The 22359-nt window shown below is 74.7% G+C and carries 23 protein-coding genes and 1 riboswitch; of the genes, 7 read left to right on the forward strand and 16 right to left on the reverse strand.

What is annotated here, in order from left to right; translation table 11 throughout:
- Window positions 1–51: 51 nt before the first annotated feature.
- The gene (locus tag ABT006_RS18050; protein ID WP_350707704.1) at window positions 52–195 is read right to left on the reverse strand and encodes a hypothetical protein; all 144 of its coding nucleotides are present in this window, start codon (window positions 193–195) and stop codon (window positions 52–54) included.
- Window positions 196–526: 331 nt separating this feature from the next.
- Between ABT006_RS18050 and ABT006_RS18055 the strand changes: the two genes are divergently transcribed.
- Together ABT006_RS18055 and ABT006_RS18060 are read left to right on the forward strand one after the other, a co-directional pair.
- On the forward strand, window positions 527–889 hold the full coding sequence (locus ABT006_RS18055; RefSeq protein ID WP_350707706.1) for an STAS domain-containing protein: 363 nt from the start codon (window positions 527–529) through the stop codon (window positions 887–889).
- 276 nt (window positions 890–1165) lie between these two features.
- Entirely contained in the window at window positions 1166–1633 is a 468-nt protein-coding gene (locus tag ABT006_RS18060) for an SRPBCC family protein (RefSeq protein WP_350707708.1), read from the forward strand.
- Window positions 1634–1734: 101 nt separating this feature from the next.
- Here ABT006_RS18060 and ABT006_RS18065 read toward each other — a convergent pair whose 3' ends face one another.
- The 4 genes from ABT006_RS18065 to ABT006_RS18080 form a co-directional block, all read right to left on the reverse strand.
- On the reverse strand, window positions 1735–2796 hold the full coding sequence (locus ABT006_RS18065; protein ID WP_350708017.1) for a coiled-coil domain-containing protein: 1062 nt from the start codon (window positions 2794–2796) through the stop codon (window positions 1735–1737).
- 13 nt (window positions 2797–2809) lie between these two features.
- Window positions 2810–2941, reverse strand: a riboswitch (cyclic di-AMP (ydaO/yuaA leader).
- 153 nt (window positions 2942–3094) lie between these two features.
- Window positions 3095–4012, reverse strand: coding sequence for a cation diffusion facilitator family transporter (locus ABT006_RS18070; RefSeq protein ID WP_350707710.1), 918 nt, complete (start codon window positions 4010–4012; stop codon window positions 3095–3097).
- A gap of 110 nt (window positions 4013–4122) precedes the next feature.
- Complete coding sequence (locus ABT006_RS18075) at window positions 4123–6240, reverse strand: HelD family protein (RefSeq protein WP_350707712.1); 2118 nt, start codon at window positions 6238–6240, stop codon at window positions 4123–4125.
- Window positions 6241–6408: 168 nt separating this feature from the next.
- Window positions 6409–7344, reverse strand: a complete 936-nt coding sequence (locus ABT006_RS18080; protein WP_350707714.1) for an alpha/beta fold hydrolase — start codon at window positions 7342–7344, stop codon at window positions 6409–6411.
- A 147-nt stretch (window positions 7345–7491) separates the two neighbouring features.
- Between ABT006_RS18080 and ABT006_RS18085 the strand changes: the two genes are divergently transcribed.
- On the forward strand, window positions 7492–8136 hold the full coding sequence (locus ABT006_RS18085; protein ID WP_350707715.1) for a carbonic anhydrase: 645 nt from the start codon (window positions 7492–7494) through the stop codon (window positions 8134–8136).
- Between the two features lie 87 nt (window positions 8137–8223).
- Here ABT006_RS18085 and ABT006_RS18090 read toward each other — a convergent pair whose 3' ends face one another.
- Entirely contained in the window at window positions 8224–8553 is a 330-nt protein-coding gene (locus tag ABT006_RS18090; RefSeq protein ID WP_350707717.1) for a hypothetical protein, read from the reverse strand.
- Window positions 8554–8860: 307 nt separating this feature from the next.
- Between ABT006_RS18090 and ABT006_RS18095 the strand changes: the two genes are divergently transcribed.
- Together ABT006_RS18095 and ABT006_RS18100 are read left to right on the forward strand one after the other, a co-directional pair.
- The gene (locus tag ABT006_RS18095; RefSeq protein ID WP_350707719.1) at window positions 8861–9352 is read left to right on the forward strand and encodes a DUF3145 domain-containing protein; all 492 of its coding nucleotides are present in this window, start codon (window positions 8861–8863) and stop codon (window positions 9350–9352) included.
- A 75-nt stretch (window positions 9353–9427) separates the two neighbouring features.
- Window positions 9428–11158: a glycoside hydrolase family 3 protein gene (locus ABT006_RS18100; RefSeq protein ID WP_350707721.1), complete on the forward strand. Its 1731-nt coding sequence runs from the start codon at window positions 9428–9430 to the stop codon at window positions 11156–11158.
- Window positions 11159–11163: 5 nt separating this feature from the next.
- Here the strand turns inward: ABT006_RS18100 and ABT006_RS18105 are convergent, their stop codons facing one another.
- Both ABT006_RS18105 and ABT006_RS18110 read right to left on the reverse strand, forming a co-directional pair.
- Complete coding sequence (locus ABT006_RS18105) at window positions 11164–11811, reverse strand: lipoprotein (protein ID WP_350707723.1); 648 nt, start codon at window positions 11809–11811, stop codon at window positions 11164–11166.
- A gap of 73 nt (window positions 11812–11884) precedes the next feature.
- Window positions 11885–12787 (reverse strand): helix-turn-helix domain-containing protein, encoded by a 903-nt coding sequence (locus tag ABT006_RS18110; RefSeq protein ID WP_350707725.1) that lies wholly within the window; start codon window positions 12785–12787, stop codon window positions 11885–11887.
- 88 nt (window positions 12788–12875) lie between these two features.
- Here ABT006_RS18110 and ABT006_RS18115 point away from each other — a divergent pair, with 88 nt between their 5' ends.
- Window positions 12876–13094 (forward strand): hypothetical protein, encoded by a 219-nt coding sequence (locus ABT006_RS18115; RefSeq protein ID WP_350707726.1) that lies wholly within the window; start codon window positions 12876–12878, stop codon window positions 13092–13094.
- A gap of 55 nt (window positions 13095–13149) precedes the next feature.
- On the opposite strand, the gene ABT006_RS18120 is transcribed toward ABT006_RS18115, so the two are convergent.
- The 8 genes from ABT006_RS18120 to ABT006_RS18155 form a co-directional block, all read right to left on the reverse strand.
- On the reverse strand, window positions 13150–14589 hold the full coding sequence (locus ABT006_RS18120) for an acyl-CoA carboxylase subunit beta (RefSeq protein ID WP_502890998.1): 1440 nt from the start codon (window positions 14587–14589) through the stop codon (window positions 13150–13152).
- Window positions 14590–14599: 10 nt separating this feature from the next.
- Entirely contained in the window at window positions 14600–15826 is a 1227-nt protein-coding gene (gene fabF, locus ABT006_RS18125; RefSeq protein WP_350707728.1) for a beta-ketoacyl-ACP synthase II, read from the reverse strand.
- A gap of 2 nt (window positions 15827–15828) precedes the next feature.
- On the reverse strand, window positions 15829–16068 hold the full coding sequence (locus ABT006_RS18130; RefSeq protein ID WP_007072348.1) for an acyl carrier protein: 240 nt from the start codon (window positions 16066–16068) through the stop codon (window positions 15829–15831).
- A gap of 83 nt (window positions 16069–16151) precedes the next feature.
- Complete coding sequence (locus ABT006_RS18135) at window positions 16152–17096, reverse strand: beta-ketoacyl-ACP synthase III (protein ID WP_350707730.1); 945 nt, start codon at window positions 17094–17096, stop codon at window positions 16152–16154.
- Window positions 17093–18262, reverse strand: coding sequence for an acyltransferase domain-containing protein (locus ABT006_RS18140; RefSeq protein ID WP_350707732.1), 1170 nt, complete (start codon window positions 18260–18262; stop codon window positions 17093–17095). Before ABT006_RS18140 ends, ABT006_RS18135 begins: the two co-directional genes overlap by 4 nt.
- A gap of 78 nt (window positions 18263–18340) precedes the next feature.
- Window positions 18341–19687: a PucR family transcriptional regulator gene (locus ABT006_RS18145; RefSeq protein ID WP_466022216.1), complete on the reverse strand. Its 1347-nt coding sequence runs from the start codon at window positions 19685–19687 to the stop codon at window positions 18341–18343.
- Window positions 19684–20352 carry a response regulator gene (locus ABT006_RS18150; protein WP_350707734.1) on the reverse strand — a complete coding sequence of 223 codons (669 nt, stop codon included), beginning with the start codon at window positions 20350–20352 and terminating at the stop codon, window positions 19684–19686. Before ABT006_RS18150 ends, ABT006_RS18145 begins: the two co-directional genes overlap by 4 nt.
- A gap of 16 nt (window positions 20353–20368) precedes the next feature.
- Window positions 20369–21559, reverse strand: coding sequence for a sensor histidine kinase (locus tag ABT006_RS18155; protein WP_350707736.1), 1191 nt, complete (start codon window positions 21557–21559; stop codon window positions 20369–20371).
- 236 nt (window positions 21560–21795) lie between these two features.
- On the opposite strand from ABT006_RS18155, the gene ABT006_RS18160 reads away from it, so the two are divergent.
- Window positions 21796–22335, forward strand: a complete 540-nt coding sequence (locus tag ABT006_RS18160) for a hypothetical protein (protein ID WP_350707738.1) — start codon at window positions 21796–21798, stop codon at window positions 22333–22335.
- The last annotated feature ends 24 nt before the right edge of the window (window positions 22336–22359 follow it).

Below are 22359 nucleotides of genomic sequence, written 5' to 3' on the forward strand. Positions count from 1 at the left end.
CCGCGGGGACGCGGGGCGAGCCCGGTCACCGGGCGGTGGCCCTCGCCGTGGTCAGCGGAGCGTGACCACCGCGGTCACGCCGCGCGCGAAGTCGTCGTCATCGTCGTCGTCATCGTCGCCGCCGCCGAAGCCGCAGGCCAGCACGAGGGCCAGCAACGCGCCGACACCGGCCAGCGCGGCGAGTCTCCTGATCATCGATCGTCCTTCCGTCGTGGCGCCCGCTCTCCGGGCCGATCCTAGGTAGGACGGGCAACCCGGGGGCGGAAGCGGGGGCCGGCCACGCCAGGAAGTTCGGGTGCCGGGCGGTGCCGGCGGGAGACGGCTACCCTGGGGCGGCGACGCGTCAGCGGCAGCTGATCGTTGGGTAAACAAGAAGTAAAAAGTCCGGATAAGGGCGACTTGGTGCGCCCTCATCCGCGAATTGCTCATCCCGAGGGGTGGCGACCGAGGCCGTCGGAGGAATACTCTCGGTCGCGGCCCGCGTACTGATGAGGCGCCCGTCGGACGGGCGAGTGGAGGTGCTCGCGTGAGCCTGTCGATCGTGAAGTCGGTTATGCCCGGTGGTGTCATCGAGATCGCCCCCCGGGGCGAGATCGACGTCGACACCGCATACGAGGTGCGCGAGGCGATCGCCGAGGTCCTGGCCAAGGGGCACCCCAGCCGGATCGAGCTCAACATGAGGCTCGTCACCTTCATCGACTCCGTCGGTATCAGCGCGATGGTCGCCGGCTTCCAGACCGCCGAGGTGAGCGGCGTCAAGCTCGTCGTCACCGAGCCGAGCCGGTTCGTGCACCGGCAGCTCTGGGTGACCGGCCTGCTCGGCCTCTTCGGCGCCCCCGAGCCCTACTACGCCGGCGCGCCCGCCCCCGAGGTCCTCCCCGGCGCCTGACCCGCCGGCAGGGTCCCGCCGGTGACCCGTTGGCGTCAGTCGTCGCCGAGGCCCGACAGGTCGATGTCGGACGACTCGGTGACCACGCGGATCGCCGTCACGGAGGCGTAGCCGTCGGCCAGCAGGGCCAGGCCGCTGCCCGGCTGCACCTGTCAACGACCGACGGTAGCCGGCGGGCGGGTCGACGGCCGGCATCCGCGCGCGCGGAGCGGCACACCGTTGCCAGCGCGCCGCCGGTGCGCGACGATCGGGCGACGGCGACGGTGGGGAGACGGCGTGCTCAGACGGGATTCCTTCAGCTACACCGTCCAGGCGCGCTGCTCGCTCGCCGACGCCGCGGGGTTGCTCGCGGACCCGGCCCGGCAGCAGGACCTGCACCCGCTGATCGCCCGGGTCCGCCGGGTGTCACCCCGTCGCGGCGCGCGGGCCAGCTACCTCATCACCGACCGGCTGGCCGTCGGGCCGCTGCGCCTGCCGGTCACCTACCGGGCCGACGTCCTGGTCGACGGGCCGGACGAGATCGTCACCGTGGCCCGGCAGTGGCCGGCCACCACGGTGCGCAACCGGACCCGACTGCGGGCCGAGCCGGACGGCGTGGTCCGGATCGACGTCGAGATCACCCTCGCCGCGCCGGTCCCGCTCTTCGGCTACGCCTTCCGCCAGGCGCGCGCCGCCCACCTCGGGCTGGCGGCCCGGCTCGGCGTCGCCCTCGGTGGGCACCCGCCGGAGTCACCGCCCGGCTGAGCCGGGCACCGACACGGCGAAATCCCCGGCCGTCGGCCGGGGAGGTGGCGGTGGGAGCGGTCGGCCCCGGTGACCCGCCCGCGGGTCACCGGGGCCGAACGTCAGTAGACCGACAGGTGCACGTGGTTGGTGTGGTCGCTGGACGGGTCGCCGTTGGCCCCGCTGTACGACTTCCAGCCGCTGCTGGGCAGCCAGATCTGCCTGTACCAGATCACGTAGAGCACGGCGAGCCGGTCGGCGTTCTTGACGAAGTACGCCGCCAGGTTGTTGCCGTACGTCCTGTCGCCGCCGGTGGCGTCGCCGCCGAACCCGCTCTTCTGTGCCGCGAAGTCGCAGGCCCGGCCCTTGGGGTGCTCGCCGGAGCCGCCGGGGCGGTAGCAGGAGACGTAGCGGGTGAAGCCGGCCGCCTTGGCCTGGTTCAGCGCGTGCAGGGTGCGCGGGGTGATGCAGCCGTTGGCGGGGGTGGGGTCGTTGACGCTGCACGACTCGGACGGCCAGGACCCGTCGGAGTTGCGTGGCGCCGGCTTCGCCGTCGCGGTGGAGCTGCCGCCCGGCCCGCCGCCACTTGCCTGCGACCGGTTGGCGACCGTCAGCGCCCGCTCCGCCTGCTCCTTGCGCTTGGCCATCACCGTGACCTGCTTGCGCTGCTCCCGGATCTCGCCGTCCAGGGCGAGCTTGGTGCGGGTGGCCTGGTCGCGGGTCTCCTGGAGCTCGCGGAGCGCCCGGTCCTCGTTGGCGGCCACCGCGTCGAGAGCGGCGGCCCGGTCCATGAAGCCGTCCGGCGAGCTGCTGTTGAGCAGGGCGGAAACCACCCCCAGCCGGCCGGTCCGGTAGGCCACTCCGGCGATCTCGCCGACCTTGCTGTTCCGCTCGGTCAGCTCGCTCTCGGTCGTCTTGAGCTGCGCGGCGAGCTGCTGCTGCCGCTTGACCGACGTGTCCAGCGCCCGCTTGGCGTCCAGGTAGCCCTTGCTGGCGGCTTCGAGCTGGGCCCGCAGGGCGGGCGTGCCGCCCTCCTGGTCCTGGCCGGGGGCTGCGGCGAGCAGGCCGGCCCGGGAGGCGGCCGCCGCGGGGGCGGTGGTGACCGGGGTGACCGCGGCGCCGAGGGCGAGCGTCGCGGCGATCAGGGCCGCCAACCGGGCGGCGCGTCGTCGTACAGGTGCCATCACTGGCATACACGTGTCCTTCCGTCAGCCGCCGACCGGGTTAGCTGACGGGTTCGGGACGGAAGATCCCTACCGCTGACGCGGATGCACCCCACGAACATGGTTCCCCGGTTCGCCCCGCCGGGCGATTAGGCGGCGGCCACCGCCGGCACCGGTGGGTGCCGCCTGGCGGAGGCCGGAGCCGAGCCTACCGGTGTCGGTGTGACTGGTGCAGCGCAGGTGACTGAGGGTGCCTGTCCGCTTACCGTCAAATCCGACATAAGTCAACAATACTCTCCCAGATTTAAGGCTGTGCTCATTACCACTCAACCGACCCGCAGGCCCCGGGAGACGCCCCCGGCTCGATCTGCAACGTCGCGTGCTCGATCTGGAAGTCCTCGTGCAGGGCCGTCCGGGCCGCGGTGAGCACCGCGCCGACCTCCGCGCCCGGCTCCATCGTCAGGTGCGCCGAGGCCACCTCCATCCCGGAGGTCAGCGTCCAGACGTGCAGGTCGTGCACCTCGGCCACGCCGGGCACGGCGGCCAGCCGGTCGTGCACCCTGGTGACCTCGAGGTGCTCCGGCGCGGCCTGCACCAGGATGCGCAGCGCGGCGCGCCCGAGCCGCCAGGTGCGGGGCAGGATGAACATCCCGATCGCCACCGCGACCAGCGGGTCCGCCCACCACCAGTCGGTGACGGCGATCAGCAGGGCCGCGCCGATCACGCCGAGTGAGCCCAGCAGGTCGCCCAGCACCTCCAGGTACGCGCCCTGCATGTTGATGCTCTCCTTCGCCCCGGACCGCAGCAGGGCGAAGGCGGCCACGTTGGCGAGCAGGCCGAGCACGGCGACCGCGAGCATCGGGCCGGCGAGCACCTCCGGCGGGTCGCCGAACCGGCGTGCGGCCTCGACGACCACGTAGACCGCGACGCCGGAGAGCAGCACGGCGTTGGCCAGGGCGGCCAGCACCTCCAGCCGGTAGAGGCCGAAGGTGCGCTGCGGGTCCGCGCCGGCGCGCCGGGTCGCGGTGATCGCCGCGAGCGCCATGCCGATGCCGAGCACGTCGGTGAACATGTGCCCGGCGTCGCTCAGCAGAGCCAGCGAGCCGGTGCGGAAGGCGGCCACCGCCTCCACCACCATCAGGGCGCCGAGCAGCGCGAACGCCGCCCAGAGGCGGCCCCGGTGGCGGTGCGCGGCATTCGCGACCGACCCGTGGTGGTGGTCATGACCTGCACCCACGCGCCCACCTTCCGTCACCCGTCAGGACCCGGTTCAATCTATGCTCACATCGCAATATGTGCAAGTGATTGCCCGGCGGCGGTCGGGACGACTCAGCCGGTCGGGACGACTCAGCCGGTCGGGTCGACGGTGGTCAGCCGCTGGGTGGCCCGCGACAGCGCGACGTAGAGCGTCCGTACGCCCGAACCCGGGTCGGCCCGGATCTCGCCCGGGGCGACCAGGACCACGCCGTCGTACTCCATGCCCTTGGCCTCCAGGCTGGTCACCACCTGCAGGCGCGGCGCGTCAAGCCCGCCCAGCCACCCGGCCACCTCGTCCCGGCGGGGCACCGGGGTGATCACGCCCACGGTGCCCTCCACCTCGGCCAGCAACGCCGTGGCCGCCGTCGCCACGGCGGTCTCCAGCTCCGCCGGCAGCACCACCAGCTCGACCGGGTCGACGCCGGTGGAGCGCACCGCCCTGGGCAGCGGGAGGTCCGGGTGCAGCCGGCGGATCTCGGCCGCCGCCACCGCGAAGATCTCCGCCGAGTTGCGGTAGTTCGTGGTCAGGGTGAAGTGGTGCCTCTTGCGCCGGCCCAGCGCCTGGTCCCGGGCGCGGGCCAGCTCCTCCGGGTCGCCGGTCCACGCCGTCTGCGCCGGGTCGCCCACCACCGTCCACGAGGCCAGCCGTCCGCGCCGGCCGATCATGCGCCACTGCATCGGCGAGACGTCCTGCGACTCGTCGACCACGACGTGCGCGTACTCCCGGTAGTCCTCCGGGCGCTGCCGCGCCGCCTCGCGGGCCGCGCGCTGCCGGTCGGCGAACGTGCTCAGCTCGCGGACCCCGCCGGCCAGCTGGAACGGGTCCCGCTTCGGCCGGGCCGGCTTCATCGGCTTGCCGAGCAGCGCGTCCAGCTCGTCCAGCAGCGCGATGTCGGCGATCGTCAGCCCGGCGCGGTCCAGGCTCCGGTACGCGTCGGTCAGCAGCCGGATCTCGGCGCCGGAGAGGATCCCGCCGGCGTACCGGCGCAGCCGGTCGGGGCGGGCCAGCCAGCCCAGCACGTGCCGGGGGTGCAGCCGGGGCCACCACGCCTTGAGGAACTCCCGGAACTCCGGCCGCTCGGCGATCTCGTCCTCGAACGCGCGCTGCTCGGGCAGCCGGCCGATGCCCAGCCGACGGGCCTGCGCCCAGAGCGCGGCGAAGACGCCGTCGAAGCCGGCGCGGCGCACCTCGTTGCGGCGGGCGCCCCGGGGCATCGCCCGCTCCCGGATGGCGTCCAGCTCGCGGCGGTCCAGCCGGAGCAGCTCGCCCCGGTAGAGCAGGCGCAGCTCGGCCGGACCGTCCGGGACCGCGTCCCGGGCCGCCCGTTCCAGCACCCGGCGCATCCGCAGCGAGCCCTTGACCGCCGCCACGGCGGGCGGGTCGGTGCGGGTGGCGCTCATGCCCGGGAACAGGGTGCCCAGCGAGTGCAGTGTGGCGGTGTCCTCGCCGAGCGAGGGCAGCACCGATGCGATGTACTCGACGAAGACCGAGGACGGGCCGACCACCAGGATGCCGCCGCCGGCGTACCGGCTGCGGTCGGAGTAGAGCAGGTACGCGGCCCGGTGCAGGGCGACCGCCGTCTTGCCGGTGCCCGGGCCGCCGGAGACGATCGTCACCCCGGAACCGGGGGAGCGGATGGCCTCGTCCTGCTCCCGCTGGATGGTGGCGACGATGTCCCGCATGCCCCGGCCGGTGGCCTTCGACAGCGTGGCGAGCAGCGCGCCGTCGCCGACCACCGCCATGTCGGCGGGCGCGGCGGCGGGATCGAGCAGGTCGTCCTCGATCCGGGTGACCCGCTCACCGGAGGACTGGATCATGCGCCGCCGCACCACGCCCAGCGGCTCCGCCGGGGTGGCCTGGTAGAAGGCGGCGGCGGCCGGGGCCCGCCAGTCGACCACCAGGGTGGTCGCGTCCTCGTCCCGGATGCCGAGCCGCCCGACGTGCAGCACCTGCCGGTCGCGCAGGTCCAGCCGGCCGAAGACCAGCCCCTCGTGCTCGGCGTCCAGCACGTGCCGCCGCTGCGCGGCGTGGAACACCATCGCGTCCCGCTCGACCAGCGCCCCGAAGTTGCCGACCCGGGCGAGTCGGTAGCCCTCCTTCTCGGCGCGGACCGCCGACCGGCGCAGCTCGGCCAGTCGGGCGTACACCCGGTCGAGGTGCCGCTGCTCGACGGCGGTCTCCTGCGCCAGGGTGGTCTGGTCGGTCAACGGTCGCTCCTCCTGACGTCGGCGGCGGGCGGCGCGAACCGCGCGAACCACGCCAGGCCAACCGCAAGAGGGTACGGCCCGCGCGCAACCAGCCGCGCCTGAGGTGCGGGAAAGGAGCCCGCGTCACCCCTCCCGGCCTGCCCGCGTCACCTCTGCCGGCCTGCCGCGTCACCCCTCGCGGGTGGTGGCGGGGGCGGCGGAGCGGGCGTCGTCGAGCACCTGGCGGAGCACGCCGCCCAGCGCCGCGTTGACCTCGGCGGGGCGTTCCATCATCAGCATGTGCCCGGCGCCCGCACAGACGGTCAGTTCCGTCGCCGGCAGCGCGGCGGCGATCGACTCGGCGCACGGCGGCGGGGTGAGCCGGTCCCGGTCGCCGACCAGTGCCGCCGCCGGCAGGTGGGCGAGCCGGGCGAGGGTGTCCAGCCGGTGCTGCGCCCCGATCGAGGCGCGGAACCCGCCGATCGAGCGGAGCGACGCGCGGGCCACCGCCGAGGTGACCAGCCGGATGTCGTGCGGGTCGCAGCGGTCACCGAAGAGCATCCAGCGGATGCTGGGGCGCAGCGCCCGCAGCAGCGCCCGGGGCGGTCGCCAGGACCCGCACCGGGCCAGCACGCCGGCCCCGGTGGTCTCGGCGAGCCGGATCAACCGGGCGATCCGGGGCGACAGGCCGTAGACGGTGTGCGTGTGCCCCTCGGCCGTCGTGGAGACGAAGACCAACCCGGCGGCCCGGGCGGCGAAGTGCTCGGGGTGCCGGTGCGCGTACTCCATGATCGTCATGCCGCCCATCGAGTGGCCGGCGAGCACCACCCGGCCGCTCGGGGCCACCTCGTCCAGCACCGCGGCCAGGTCGTCGCCGAGCTGGGCGAGGGTGGCGGTGGGCAGCGCCATGCAGCTCGACCGGCCGTGCCCACGGGCGTCGTAGGCCACCACCCGTACCGCGCCGTCGAAGCGTTCCCGCAGGTCGGCGAGCTGCCGGTGCCAGGCCCGCCCGTCCAGCGTCCAGCCGTGCAACAGCACCACGGTGACCTCGGCGTCGGCCGGCCCCGACGCCTCGACGTGCAGCCGCACGTCGTCGGGAAGACGCACCTCGACGTGCTCCGGCATCGCCACCTCCCCAGGGCCGCGCTGGTCCGCAACACCGGGGATACCCGGTGGTAACACCGGCTACCCGTCATGACACCACGGCAACCGTGCCGGTGAGAAGATTCGCAACCCGGTCCGGGCGCCGGCCGGGCCGGCCAAGCTGGAGGCATGGGGTCGCCGCAGGCAACGCCGCCCGGGCCCGCGCCGGACGGGCGTGCGGCCGGCGGTACGCCCCGGGCCGCCCTGGCGGAACTGCTCGCCGGCAACCGCCGGTTCGTCAGCGGCCAGCCGATCCACGGCCACGACGTCACCGCCGCCGCCGCGGCGGCCTCCGGGGACCAGCAGCCGTACGCGGTGCTCCTCGGCTGCATCGACTCGCGGGTGCCGCTGGAGGCGATCTTCGACCAGACGTTCGGCTCGATCTGCGTGATCCGCACCGGCGGGCACGTGCTCGACCGGGCGGTGCTCGGCTCCATCGAGTACGTGGTCGGGGAGTTGGGCGTACCGCTGGTGGTGGTGCTCGGGCACGAGCGGTGCGGCGCGGTCGCCTCCGCCGTGGACGCGCTGCGCGGCGGGCGGTCACCGGGCGGCGCGCTGGCGCACCTCGTCGAACAGATCGCCCCGGCGGTGACGGAGGTGGGCGTCGACGACCCGCGGGCGCACCCGCTGGCGGTCCGCCGGCACGTGCTGCGGACGGTGGCCGCGCTGCGCGCCGACGACCTGCTCGCCGTCCCCGTCGCCGCCGGCCGGCTGGCCGTGGTCGGCGCCCTCTACGACCTGGCCACCGGCGAGGTCGCCCTGCTCGAGGTGTAGCGCCCTTCCTCCACACCTGTCCACAGACGCGGAACCGCCCGCCGGGATGATCCCGACGGGCGGTCCAGGTGTCGCGTGGGGGAGGGCTCAGCCCTCGAAGACGCCGGCCTCGACGAGGCGCTTCTCGGTGGCGTCCCAGCCGTCACCCGGGTGGGTGGCGTTGAGGTTGTTGATCTCGGCCCGGATCTTTGCGGCGTGGCCGGCGGCGGCCAGCGTCCGGATCTCCTCGACGAAGGCCTCGGAGTCGGTGCGCAGGTGCGCGGTCTTGCCGTTGGTCAGGTTACGCACGTAGGCGTGCTTGCCGCCGTTGAGCGGGATGAGGTACTTGAACTCGCCCAGCACGCTGAGGGCGCCACCCTGGCCAGCCTGGCCGGCCCGGACTGACGCGCGCGCGGTCTTAGAGGTGTTGCTCGCCACGGAGGTACTCCTTGCAAGACGTACGGGAGGACGGAACGTCCGGGGGCTGTGCGGACGGCACCTGGTGAGTGGGCCCGCGGAAGATGTGCGCGGCACAGGCCGCCGATGGAACTGTACACGACCACGATCCCTGGCTGGTCATCGCGTCTGGAGGGGTCAACCGCGGTCACCCGTCCGACTATTCCGACCGGCGAATTTTCCGATTCCCTGGCGCACCATCCGTCACACCAGTCATCATGTGTTCCAGAAGCCACTCGGGTGATCGAGGTCGTAGGGGAAGACGCACCTCGCTCTCCGGGAGGTCACCGTGCCAACGCGTGGCGTCGTATACGTCCACTCGACCCCGCTCGCCGTGTGCTCACACGTCGAGTGGGCGATCGCGCGCGTCCTCGCCGCGCCGGTCAACCTGCAGTGGACGGCTCAGCCCGTCGACCCCGGCGCCCGCCGGGCCGAGTGCGGGTGGACCGGTCGTCCGGGGACGGGCGCCGAGCTGGCTGCTGCCCTCCGGCAGTGGCCCATGATCCGTTTCGAGGTCACCGAGGAGCCGAGCGCCGGCGCCGACGGCGAGCGCTTCATGTACGTCCCGGGGCGCGGCCTGTTCCGCGCGACCGTGGGCGCGGCCGGCGACATCCAGCTCGGCGAGGACCGGCTGCGCAGCCTGATGGCGGGTGCGCGGGCGCCGGAGGCCCTCGCGCACGCGCTCGACAAGGCGCTCGGCACCGCCTGGGACGCCGAGCTGGAGCCCTACCGCTACGCCGGCGACGGCGCCCCGGTGACCCTGCTCACCCGCGTCGGCTGACGTCCCACGTCCGGCGTGCCCCGGCCGGCGGCGGCGGGAAGGTCAAGTTGCCCCGATAAGGGGTGAACTGGTGGGATGGGCCGCGTGTCGACTACCCCGCGACGTGCCGGCGTCGCGCTCGCCGCCCTGACCGCGCTGCTCCTCTCCGGATGCTCGGGGCCGGCGGACCGCCGTCCCGAGCCCGCGTCGACGAGCGCCGCGGCCACCCCGACACCCGGCGCGAGCCTGCCCGCCGGCGACCCGGCCGCCCGCGCCGCCGCCCTGGTCGGCACGCTCGCCGACGAGGACCTGGTCGGCCAGGTGTTGATGCCCTACGCCTACGGCGACTCGGCGACCCGGGTCTCGCCCGGATCGAAGGCCGGCAACCAGGCGCTCGCCGGGGTGGACACCCCGGCCGAGATGATCGCCAGGTACCGGCTCGGCGGGCTGATCCTGGTCGGCTTCAGCGCCGACGACCCGACCAAGGGCAACCAGGAGACCACCAACGTCGACAACCCGGAGCAGGTCCGCGAACTCACCACCGGCCTGCGCGAGGCCGCCGGTCGGCTGCCCGCCGGCCAGGCGCCGTTCCTGATCGGCACCGACCAGGAGTACGGCGTGGTCACCCGGATCACCGACGGGGTGACCCTGCTGCCCAGCGCCCTCGCCGCGGGCGCGGCCGGGAAGCCGGAGCTGACCGAGGCCGCCTGGCGGGCGGCCGGCAGCGAACTCGCCGCGATGGGCATCAACCTCGACTTCGCCCCGGTCGCCGACGTGCTCGCCACCCGCAGCACCGTGATCGGCTCCCGGTCGTACGGGGCGGACCCGAAGGCGACCGCGGAGCAGGTGGCCGGCGCGGTCCGCGGGTTGCAGGCCGAGGGCGTCGCCGCCACCGTCAAGCACTTCCCGGGCCACGGGCACAGCGCCGCCGACTCGCACAAGGACCTGCCGGTGCTCGACCAGTCCCGCAAGGCGCTGGAGACCGGCGCCTGGCCGCCCTTCTCCGCCGGCATCGACGCCGGCGCGATGGCCGTCATGTCCGCCCACCTCGACGCCCGGTCGGTGGACCCGGGCACCGCGGCGACCTTCTCGCGCAAGCTGCTCACCGACGTGCTGCGCGGCCAGCTCGGCTTCGAGGGCGTGGTGATCACCGACGGGATGAACATGCCGCCGGCGAAGCGCTGGTCACCGGGGGAGGCCGCGGTGCGCGCGCTGCAGGCGGGCAACGACCTGATCCTGATGACGCCGCACGTCGGCCAGGCGTACGACGGGCTGCTCGCCGCGCTCCGCGACGGCTCGCTGCCCCGGGCCCGCCTCGTCGACGCCGCGACCCGGGTGCTGACCATGAAGTTCAAGCTCGCCGACCGGCCCACGCCCGAGCTGTCCACGCTGGGCGGCCCGGCGCACCGGAAGGCGGCGGAGGACTTGGCGGCGGCGGCCGTGACGGTGTTCCGGGGTGCCTGCGGCGGCGGGGTCCGGGGCCCGGTGACCGTCACCTCCTCCGGCGGGCGCGACCACACCCGGGCGGCGCTGACCGAGGCGCTCACCGCGGCCGGGGTGAAGGTGGTGCCCAGCGGCGGCACGGTGGTGCACCTGGTCGGGTACGGCGACGGCGCCGGCGACCTGCGCGCCGACGCCGCCGTCACGGTCGCCATGGACACCCCGTACGTGCTGGCGAAGGCGAAGTCACCGACCCTGCTGGCAACGTACTCGTCCAGCCGGGCGTCGATGACCGCCCTCGCCCGGGTGCTGGCCGGCAAGGCGCGGCCGGAGGGCCGGTCCCCGGTGCCGGTGCCCGGCCTGCCCGCCACCACCTGCGCCGGCTGACCGCCTCAGTCGCGGTTGATCCGGGCCGACTGCTTCACCAGCTGGTACGCCGGCAGCAGGTCCTCCGGGTCCGGGGCGTCCAGGCTCAACACGATCGGGCCGTAGAGGGAGGACAACGCGATGGCCCGGTCCGTGTCGCCGTCCGCCGTGTAACTCGCCTCCACGGCGTCGAGCGTGCCGGCCCGCACCCGCCGGTACTGCGCGTCCGAAGCCTCCGGCGAGTACGCCCCGACGAAGTGCTTCAGGTGCTCCTCGGCACCGCCGGCGACCCCGTCGACCCGCCAGACCCGGAGGAACCCGAGTTCGCCGGTCGGCCGGGCGTCGAGTTCGCACAGCATCCTGGCCTTGCCGACGGTCGGCTCGCCGAACTCCGCCGAGCCCTTCACCGCCTCGACCTTCCACCCGGCCGGCAGCGAGAAGGTGATCGGCAGCTCGCAGGGCGTGCCCTTCTGGCCGACGGTGGTGCCGGCGGCCGCGGCGGCCACCTCGTCGTGCCAGGGCGGGCCGGGGGTCACCGGCGAGGCGGTGGTGCTCGGCGAGGTTGACGCCGAGGGCGAGTCGCCGGCCGCCGGGGTCTCCTTCGCGTCGGCGCAGGCGCCGGTCAGCACGATGGTCAGCGCCGCGAGCACGGTGGCGCGGGTACGTCGTTCCATGGGTCCATTCCCCGTTGACGATGAGAGCCGGCCCATCAAAGCGGGGCGGACGGACGGCGTCAAGCCGGTTGACCTAGTGGGCCGCGCGCAGCGCGGCGACCAGCCACTCCACGGCTGGCACCGCGGGCGGGAAGGGTTCCCGCCGGTTGAGCACGCCGATCAACTGCCAGTACCGCTCCACCCGCCGGTCGGTGAAGGCGGCGATCCCGTCGGCCATCGCCCGGCGCTGGTCCGGGGTGAGCGTCGGGTCCACCATCTCGTCGAGCACCGCCCGGGCCTCGGGCGACGCCGGGTCGATCCCGGCGGCCAGCGCCGCACGCGCCGGCTCGACCGACGGCATCGGCTCCGGTGGCGGCGCCGTCGCGTCGGCCGACCCGGCCACCGCCATCTCGCGTACCCGACGGCGGAAGTCCGGGTCGGCCACCAGTTCGGCCAGCTCCAGCCAGGCGTCCACCTCCTCGTCGGTGGGCTCGTCCGGCAGGTCCGCCGGCAGCGCCCGCATGGCCTGGGCCAGACCGGCACCCAGGCCGACGTCGACGCCGTCGAAGACCTCGGCCACGAAGTCGTCGATGATCCGCTGCCGCTCCCGGGCGGAGAGGCGGGCCAGGTCGTTCATGAGTCTCAACTCCTCGGTCGTACTGCCACGTCGGGTGACCGACCGCAGCACCGCCCGGCGCAGCCGCAGCGTCCGGATCTCCGCGTCCAGTGCCCGGACGTGCGCCTGCGCCACGTCCCGGACGGTGGACTGGCGGTCCACGATCCGGCGCACGTCGTCCAGGCCGATGCCCAGCTCGCGCAGGGAGCGCAGCAGCTCCGGCCGGGCCACGGCGGCCGCGTCGTAGAGCCGGTAGCCGCCCGGCGACCGGCCGGTCGGGGGCAGCAGGTCCAGGTCGGACCAGAAGCGGATGGTCCGGACCGAGAGGCCGGTCCGGCGGGCGAGCTGCCCGATGGTGAACAGGTCGGTGCGGTCGTCCACGTCGAAGAGCCTCCTGTCTCCAGCCGCTGGAGAGTCAACCCGGAAACCGGCTCGCGGTCGCCCGCCGCGCCTGGCACCCTCTGCGCACATGGGAACGGCACAGGGTTTCGCGTACGCCGAGCGGTCGGACGGCACCGTGGTGATCACCCACCACGGGCGGGTGGCGGGCACGTTGCGCGGCGGCCGGGCGGCGGAGTTCCTCGCCGAGGTCGAGGACGACCCGCAGCTCGCGATGGCCCGGTGGACCGGCAACTACCGCCGGGGCAACGAGCGGACCGCCCGCCAGCACCCCCGCAACCGGGGCTGAACGACGCGAGGGGCCCACGCTCGGGTGAGCGCGGGCCCCTCGACGGTACGTGCGACTACAGCGGGATGTTGCCGTGCGCGCCCCGGGCCGCCGGGGCGGCGGCGAGGGCCTCGGCGATGCGGCGACGGGTCTCGGCGGGGGTGATGACGTCGTCGACCACGCCGATCTCCAGGGCGCGGTTGACGCCGCCCGCGACCCGGGTCTGTTCCTCGATCAGCTGCGCGCGCAGCGTCTCGCGTTCCTCGGCGGGGGCGGCGGCGAGCTTCTTGCGGTGCAGGATGTTGACCGCGGCGCTGGCCCCCATGACGGCGACCTCGGCGTGGGGCCAGGCGAACACGGCGGTCGCCCCGAGCGAGCGGGAGTTCATCGCGATGTACGCCCCGCCGTAGGCCTTGCGGGTCACCAGGGTCACCCGCGGCACGACGGCCTCGGCGAAGGCGTGCAGCAGCTTCGCGCCGCGGCGCACCACGCCGTCCCACTCCTGGCCGAGGCCGGGCAGGTAGCCGGGCACGTCGACCAGCACGATCAGCGGCACGCCGAGGGAGTCGCACATCCGCACGAACCGGGCCGCCTTCTCGGCGCTGGAGGCGTCGAGGCAGCCGCCCAGGCGCAGCGGGTTGTTGGCGATCACCCCGACGGTGCGGCCGGCGAACCGGCCCAGGGTGGTCACCACGTTCGGCGCCCACTTGGCGTGCAGCTCCACCCCGGGAGCGTCCAGCAGCGCCTTGACCACCGGCTTGACGTCGTAGGCCCGGTTCGTCTCCACCGGCATCTTCGCCGCCAGGTCGTGCCCCTGGTCGCCCTCCGCCGCCACGTCGTCGGGCGACAGCCGACCCTGGCGTCCCAGCAGCGCGGCGAGCTTGCGCGCCTCGGCCAGCGCCGACTCGTCGTCCTTGCACGTCACGTGGACCACCCCGGAGCGGCGGCCGTGCGGCTCCGGCCCGCCCAGCCGCTCCATGTCGACCTGCTCACCGGTGACGCTGCGTACCACCTCCGGACCGGTCACGAAGATCCGTCCGGCCCCGCTCATGACCACGATGTCGGTCAGCGCCGGCCCGTACGCCGCGCCGCCGGCCGCGGGACCCAGCACCACCGAGATCTGCGGCACCCGCCCCGACGCGCGCACCATCGCGGCGAACACCTGACCCACCGCGTCCAGCGCCACCACGCCCTCGGCCAGCCGGGCCCCACCGGAGTGCCACAACCCCAGCACTGGCACCCGCTCCCGCACCGCGGTGTCGATGGCGTCCACGACGTGCCGGCACCCCTCGGTGCCCATCGCGCCGCCCATCCGCGTGGCGTCGGTCGCGTACGCGATCGCCGGCGTGCCGTCGATCTCGCCCCGCGCCCACAGGACGCCGGAGGTGTCCCGGGGCGCCATCAACCGCAACGAACCGGCGTCGAACAGCGCCCGCAGCCGCAACTCCGGATCTCGGTGGTCCACGGCGGGTGAAGTGTCCGCACCAACGGCGGTGGTGGTCACGTGAGCCTCCAAGGCTGTGGTCTCAGGCCCGCGTGAAGACGAGAGCCACGTTGTGCCCGCCGAAGCCGAACGAGTTGTTCAGCGCGGCGGGGATGTCCATGTGGCGCGCCTTGTTCGCGGCCACCTCCAGGGTGAGGCCGTCGTCCGGGTCGTCGAGGTTGATCGTCGGGGGGACGACACTGTCGCGGATCGCCAGGATGGTGGCGATCGACTCCAGCGCGCCCGCCGCACCCAGCAGGTGACCGGACATCGACTTGGTGGAGGACAGCACCGGGTGGTCGCCGAGCGCCTCGTGCAGCGCCTTGATCTCCGCCACGTCACCGACCGGGGTCGACGTGGCGTGCGCGTTGACGTGCGTGATGTCGGACCTGGCGACGTCCGCGTCGGCGATCGCCTTGGCGATGGCCCGGATCGCGCCCTCCCCCTCCGGGTGCGGCTGCACGATGTCGTAGCCGTCGGAGGTGATGCCGGCCCCGGCCAGGCGCGCGTACACCCGGGCCCCCCGGGCGGCGGCGTGGTCCGCGCGCTCCAGCACCAGGATGCCCGCGCCCTCGCCGAGCACGAAGCCGTCGCGGCCCTTGTCCCACGGCCGGGAGGCCCGCTCCGGCTCGTCGTTGCGGGTCGACATGGCCCGCATCGAGCTGAAGCCGGCGATCGGCAGCTGGTGGATGACCGCCTCGGTGCCGCCGGCCACCACCACGTCGGCGCGGCCGGCACGGATCATGTCCAGGCCGAGCGCGATCGCCTCCGCGCCGGTCGCGCAGGCGCTGGCCACCGAGTGCACCCCCGCCTTCGCGCCCAGCTCCAGCCCCACCCAGGCGGCGGGGCCGTTCGGCATCAGCATCGGGATGGTGTGCGGGGAGACCCGCCGCGGCCCGGACGCCTCCAGGACGTCGTCCTGGGCGAGCAGGGTCAGGGCGCCGCCGATGCCCGAGCCGACGCTGACGCCCAGCCGCTCCCGGTCCAGCCCGGAGTCGGCCAGGCCGGCGTCCGCCCAGGCCTGCTGTGCCGCGATGATCGCGATCGCCTCGGAACGGTCCAGCCGGCGCAGCTTGACCCGGTCGAGCAGGCCGGCCGGATCCACCGCGAGCTGGGCGGCGATCCGGACCGGCAGCTGCTCGGCCCACTCCTGGGTGAGGGCACTCACCCCGGAGCGGCCGGCGAGCATGGCGTCCCAGGTCGACGCGACGTCCCCGCCCAGCGGAGTGGTCGCGCCGAGCCCGGTGACGACGACGTCGGTGTGCGCCATGATCAGGACTGCGCCTCGATGTAGCTGACGGCGTCCCCGACGGTCTTCAGGTTCTGCACCTCGTTGTCCGGGATCTTGACGCCGAACTTCTCCTCGGCCGCCACCACGACCTCCACCATGGAGAGCGAGTCGACGTCCAGGTCGTCGGTGAAGGACTTCCCCTCGGCCACGTCGTCCGGGTTCACCCCGGCAACCTCTTCGAGGATCTCGGCGAGGCCGGCGGTGATCTCGTCACGGGTCATTGCGGTTTGGTTCCTCTCATCGGTTTCACTCGACGGCCGACGACGCCGGCCGTCACTCCCCGGCGCTGGCGCGCCGGAGGGCTTCAGGGGCAGCGGACGACCTGACCGGCGTAGGTCAGGCCGCCGCCGAAGCCGAAGAGCAGCACCGGGGCGCCCGAGGGCACCTCCCGCCGCTCGACCAGCTTGGACAGGGCCAGCGGCACGCTCGCCGCCGAGGTGTTGCCGGACTCGACGATGTCCTTGGCGATGATCGCGTTCGGGATGCCGAGCCGCTTCACGATGCCGTCGATGATCCGGGCGTTGGCCTGGTGCGGCACGAAGGCGGCCAGCTCCGAGGGGTCCACCCCGGCGCGCTCGCACGCCTGCCGGGCCAGCGGCGCCAGCTCGGTGGTGGCCCAGCGGAAGACCGACTGCCCCTCCTGCTGGATGTACGGGCGCCAGCCCTCGATGCGTACCGCGTCGCTCTTCTCCGGGGCCGAGCCCCAGACCACCGGGCCGATGCCGGCGGGCTCGTCCTCGGCGGTGGCCGTCACCACGGCGGCGCCCGCGCCGTCGGCGAAGATGATGCAGGTGGAGCGATCCGTCCAGTCGACGATGTCGGAGAGCTTCTCCGCGCCGATCACCAGGGCGTTGCGCGAGGCGCCGGCCCGGATGGCGTGGTCCACCGTGCCCAGCGCGTAGGCGAAACCGGAGCAGGCCGTGTTGATGTCGTACGCCCCGGGCGCGGTGATGCCGAGCTTGGCGGCGACCCGGCAGGCGACGTTCGGGCTGCGGTCGACGGCGCTGCAGGTGGCCACGACGACCAGGTCGATGTCGGCGGCGGTGAGGCCGGCGTTGGCCAGCGCCTTGCCGGCGGCGGCGGCGGCCATGTCGGTGACCGACTCGCCGTCGGCGATCCGCCGGGTGACGATGCCGACCCGGTCGCGGATCCACTCGTCGCTGGTCTCCACCAGCTGCGCGATCTCGTCGTTGGTGACCACCCGGGAGGGCTGGTAGTGCCCCATGGCGAGGATCCGGCTGCCGGTCATGCGTGACCTCCGATGCGAACGAGCGGCTGGCCCGGCGCGACCGGGTCGTCGTGGTGGGCGAGCCACTCGGTGAGCACCCCGCTGTCGTGGGCGGCCACCTCGACCGGGCCCTGCCGGGTGGCGATGTGGCCGACGACCTGCCCGGCGTCGAGCGTGTCGCCCTCGGCGAGGCCCGCCGCCGGCTCGAAGGTGCCGGCCGACGGGGCCACCACCACGCGGAACTGCATGGTCGGCTCGTGGCTCGGCGCCATCCCGTGCCGGGCGATCAGGTCCCGCGCGGCGGGCAGGTCGTCCGGGGTGTTCAGGGTGACGATCTCCGGGAGGCCGCTCTCCTTGAGCTCCCGCTTGACCAGGCCCGCGAGGGTGCCCGCCGGGGGCAGCTCGATCACGCCGGTCACCCCGAGGTCGGCCAGCGTGCGCATGCAGAGGTCCCAGCGCACCGGCGCGGTGACCTGCCGGACCAGGCGCTGCACCATGTCGCGCCCGTGGTCGACCGCGGCGCCGTCGATGTTGGACAGCAGGATCCGGGTCGGGTCGGCGGGGGTGATCCCGGCGGCGACGGCGGCGAGCGCCGCCTCGGCGGGGGCCATGTACGGGGTGTGGAAGGCGCCGGCCACCTTGAGGCGGATCACCCGGGCCTTGGTCGGCGGCTCGGCGGCGAGCTTCTCCAGGCCCGCGACCGCGCCGGCGGCGACGAACTGGCCGGCGCCGTTGCGGTTGGCCGGGTGCAGCCCGTGCGCGGCGATCGTGGCGAGCACCTCGTCGGGGTCCCCGCCCAGCACGGCGGCCATCCCGGTCGGCTCCAGCGCGCAGGCGGCGGCCATCTCCCGGCCGCGTACGCCGGCGAGGGTGATCGCCGCCTCCGCGGGCAACACCCCGGCGAGCGTCGCCGCGCCCAGCTCGCCCACGCTGTGGCCGGCGGTGACGGTGACGTCGTACATCGGCAGGTGTTCGGCGGCGAGCAGCGCCGCCGCGACCAGCAGCGGCTGGGTGCGGGCGGTGTCCTTGATCTCGTCGGCGTCGGCCGCGGTGCCGAGGTGCACCAGGTCGACCCCGGCCAGCGCCGACCACCACCGCAGACGGGCCTCGGCACCGGGCAGGTCGAGCCAGGGGGTCAGGAAGCCGGGTTTCTGGGAACCCTGGCCGGGAGAGAGTACGGCGAGCACGTCTATGACTCTCCCGGATACGCGCGGGTAGCGCTGTGCCGCCCTCGACCAAACCGCACTAGAACCTTTGGAGGGTTCCTACAAAGATCGGCGGTGATCATCACCCGACTGTGACGATTTCCTGACGGCTGGGGTCATTGTCTGGGTTGGGACCACCGGGACCACCGGGTCGAGCCGGCCGACGGTGAGCGCCACCTGGAGGGCGAACGCGTCCCGCGCGGCGAGCGGCGAGAAGCCGGTCACGTCGGCGATCCGCCGCAGCCGGTAGCGCACCGTGTTCGGGTGCACGAAGAGGGCGCGGGCGGCGCTCTCCAGCGTGCCGCCGGCCGCGAAGAACGCGTCGAGGGTCTCCAGCAACTCGCCGCCCGCCCGCACGAGCGCGGCGTAGACGTCGTGCCGCAGCCGCCGGCGCGCCTCCGCGTCACCGGCCAGGGCGCGCTCCGGCAGCAGGTCGCCCGCCGGCACCGGCCGGGGCGCGGTCGGCCAGGCGGGGGCGGCCCGGAAGCCGGCCAGCGCGGCGCGGGCCGACTCGGTCGCCTCGTCCAGGCTCGGTACGGCCGGGCCGACCACCACCGGCCCGTCGCCGAACGCGCCGAGCAGCTTGACGGTGGCGGCGACGGGATCGGCGGCGCCCCCGAGCACGATGACCAGCCGGTCGCCGTGCACCCCGCCGATCACCTCCGCGCCGATGCGTCGGGCCTGCCGGTGCACGGTGTGCAGCACGGCGGAGACCTCGCCGCCGGGGGAGCGGCCGACCGCCACCGCCACCGGCGGGGCGTCCGCCCAGCCGAGCGCCGCCGCGCGGCTGGCCAGCACGTCCGGCGAGTCGCCCCGCAGCAGCGCGTCCACCAGCAACGCCTGCAACCGGGCGTCCCAGGAGCCGCGGGACTCGGCGGCCCGGGCGTACGCGCGGGCGGCGGCGAAGGCGATCTCCCGGGAGAACCGCAGCACCGCCTCGCGCAACTGCTGCTCCTCGCCCGGCGCGGCCAGGTGCGAGACCTGCTCCTCGACGACGTCGATCATCACCTTGATCAGCGCCACCGTCTGCTGGAGGCTGATCGAGCGGGCCAGCGCCTGCGGCGCGGTGGCGAAGACCTCGTCGGAGACCTCCTGGGTGCTGTCCGCCGTGCCGCCGCCGTCGCGCAGCCACTGCACCAGCGACCGGGCGCCGGCCTGGGCCACCAGCATCACCCAGGAACGGTGGTCGGCGGGCAGGTCGCGGAACCAGGGCAGGGCCTCGTCCATCCGGGCCACGCTGGCGGTGGCCAGCGCCCCCGCCGCCCGCTCGATCCGGCGCAGCGTGGCCGACAGCTCCGTACCGCCCGGCTCGCTCACCGCTCCAGCCTGACACGTCCCGACCTGGACCTTCACGCCGGGCGGCCCGCGCTCGGCGGTGGCCCCGGGCGGGCCGGCGGGTCGGGTCAGGCGGGCGGGGGAGCGGGCAGCCCCAGCTCCTGGGCCAGGATGGCGGCCTGCACCCGGCTGCGCAGGTCCAGCTTGGCGAGGATCCGGCTGACATGGGTCTTGGTGGTGCTCTCCGCCATCGCCAGCCGGTCGGCGATCTGCTGGTTGGACAGCCCGAGCCCGAGGCAGGCCAGCACGTCCCGCTCCCGGGGGGTCAGCGTGTCCACCGCCGCCCGGGTCGCCCCGGAGGCGGCCGGGGCGGTCGCCGCGAACGCGGTGATCAGCCGGCGGGTCACCGCCGGGGCGATGAACCCCTCGCCCCGGGCGACCGTCCGCACCGCCGCCACCAGCCCTTCGGCGTCGATGTCCTTGAGCACGAAGCCCGCCGCGCCGGCCCGCAGCGCGCCGAAGACGTACTCGTCGAGGTCGAAGGTGGTGAGCACGAGCACGTCGGCGAGCCGGTCGGCGACGATCTCCCGGGTGGCCGAGATGCCGTCCAGCCGGGGCATCCGCACGTCCATGACCGCCACGTCGGGCCGCAGCTCGCGGCACAGCCGGACGGCCTCCGCGCCGTCGTCGGCCTCGCCCACCACGGCGACGCCGGGCGCGCCGGCCAGGATCAGCGCCAGCCCGGCCCGCACCGCCGGCTGGTCGTCGGCGAGCAGCACCCGGATCACCTCGGCCATGACACGCCCCGTCCCCTCACGCCGCCTCGCCCGTCGGCAGCTCCACCCGTACCCGCCAGCGGCCCTGCGCCGGGCCGGCGGCGAACCGCCCGTTGAGCAGCACCGCCCGCTCCCGCATCCCGATCAGGCCGGCGCCCGCGCCGCTCGGCGCGCCACCGCCGGCGCCCACCGGGTTGTCCACGCCCACCACCACCCCCGCCGGCTCGTACGCGACCAGCACGTCGGCCTCGCCGGCGCCGTGCTTGAGCGCGTTGGTCAGCGACTCCTGCACGATCCGGTACGCGGCCAGGTCCACCCCGACCGGCAGCGGGCGGGGCTCGCCGCGCCGGGTCACCCGCACCGTCAGCCCGGCGGCGCGGGCCCGGTCGACCAGCCCGTCGACCTCGCTCAGCCGCGCCCGGGTCGTCTCGTCCGTCGCGTCGACGGCCGGCCCGATCCCCGCCGGCTCCCGGAGCAGGCCGATCATCTGCCGCATCTCCGCCAGGCCCTGCACGCTGTTCTCCCGGATCACCCGCAGCGCCGACTGGACCTGCGCCCGGTCGAGCCCGGGCACGGAGAGCGCGGCCGTGGCGTGGATCGCCACGGCGCTCAGGTGGTTGGCGATCACGTCGTGCAGCTCCCGGGCCATCCGGGCCCGTTCCGCGCCGACCGCCTGCCGCCGGTCCAGCTCCACCAACCGCGCGGTCTGCTCGGCCCGGGCCCGCTCGGCCACCGCCTGGTCCCGGTACTGCCGCACGCTGATCCCGGTGACCACCGGCAGCACCCCGGCCAGCACCAACGGCATCCCGAAGGCCACACCCCGCCAGTCACCGGTCAGCAGCACCCCCGCCGCCGTGCCGAGCACGCTCAGCCCGACCATGACCCGCAGCAGCCAGCGCCAGGTCAGCGCCGAACCGAACACGCACGCGTCGTAGAGGACCTGGGTGTAGACGAGGACGGTGGCCAGCGAGCCGCCCATCGCGAGGTCGACCACCACCGCCACCGTGCCGAGGGCCAGGCTGGTGCGGGTGGCGACCCGGCGCAGGCCCACCGCCACGCAGGCCGCCGCCAGCGGCAGCAGGAACAGCGGCTCCGGCAGGCCCGGCTGCCAGGACAGCTGCGGCTGCGTGCCCAGGGCGTACATGACCGCGCCGCCGGCCAGGGACGCGGCGGCGAGCATCAGGTCCCGGCCGGCGGTGCCGGGCCCGAGCCAGGTCGGCGCTCGCATGGCCCCGATCCCACCACACCGCCCGCCGCCCGGGCTCCGACCGCCGGAGGACCCCGCCCCGCCCCACCCCCACCGAAAGATGTACGCCACCACGCCCGCCCCGCTCCCGCCGGTCCCGCGTCCGTCGGCGGTGGGGTGGGTCCGTCGAAGGAGGGAGGGAGATCTCGTCTTCGGCGGTGAGGGTTGCGTGTCCGGGGCGGGGCAGGGTGGTGGGGCACGAACGGGGAGGGGCAAAAATGCTGCTGGGAGTCATCGTCGCCTGCGAGATCGGGTTCTGGGTGGTGCTCGCCGCCGGGCTGGTCGCGCGGTATCCGCTGCGCCGGCCGCGGCTGGGCGCCGCGCTGCTGGTCTGCGTACCGCTGGTGGACCTGGTGCTGCTCGCGGCGAGCGCGCTGGACCTGCGGCGCGGCGCCACCGCGGACGTCACCCACGGCCTGGCCGCCGCGTACCTCGGCTTCTCGGTGGCTTTCGGGCACTCGATGGTCCGCTGGGCCGACCAGCGCTTCGCGTACCGCTTCGCCGGCGGCCCGCCGCCGGTCAAGCCGCCGCGGCACGGGTGGGCACGGACCCGGCACGAGTGGCGGGAGTGGGGCAAGGGCCTGCTCGGGTGGGCGATCGCCTGCGCGCTGCTCGGCGCGGCGATCGTCTGGGTCGACGACGCCGAGCGGACCCGGGAGCTGACGAACTGGATCGGCAGGCTCTCCCTCGCCATCGTCATCTGGCTGGTCGCCTTCCCGGTCTGGGAGACGATCTTCCCGCGCCGGGCGCGGCGCTGACCCGGGTCCGGCTGCACGGCCCGT

The sequence above is a fragment of the Micromonospora sp. NPDC002717 genome, assembly GCF_040295705.1.
Classification (GTDB): domain Bacteria; phylum Actinomycetota; class Actinomycetes; order Mycobacteriales; family Micromonosporaceae; genus Micromonospora.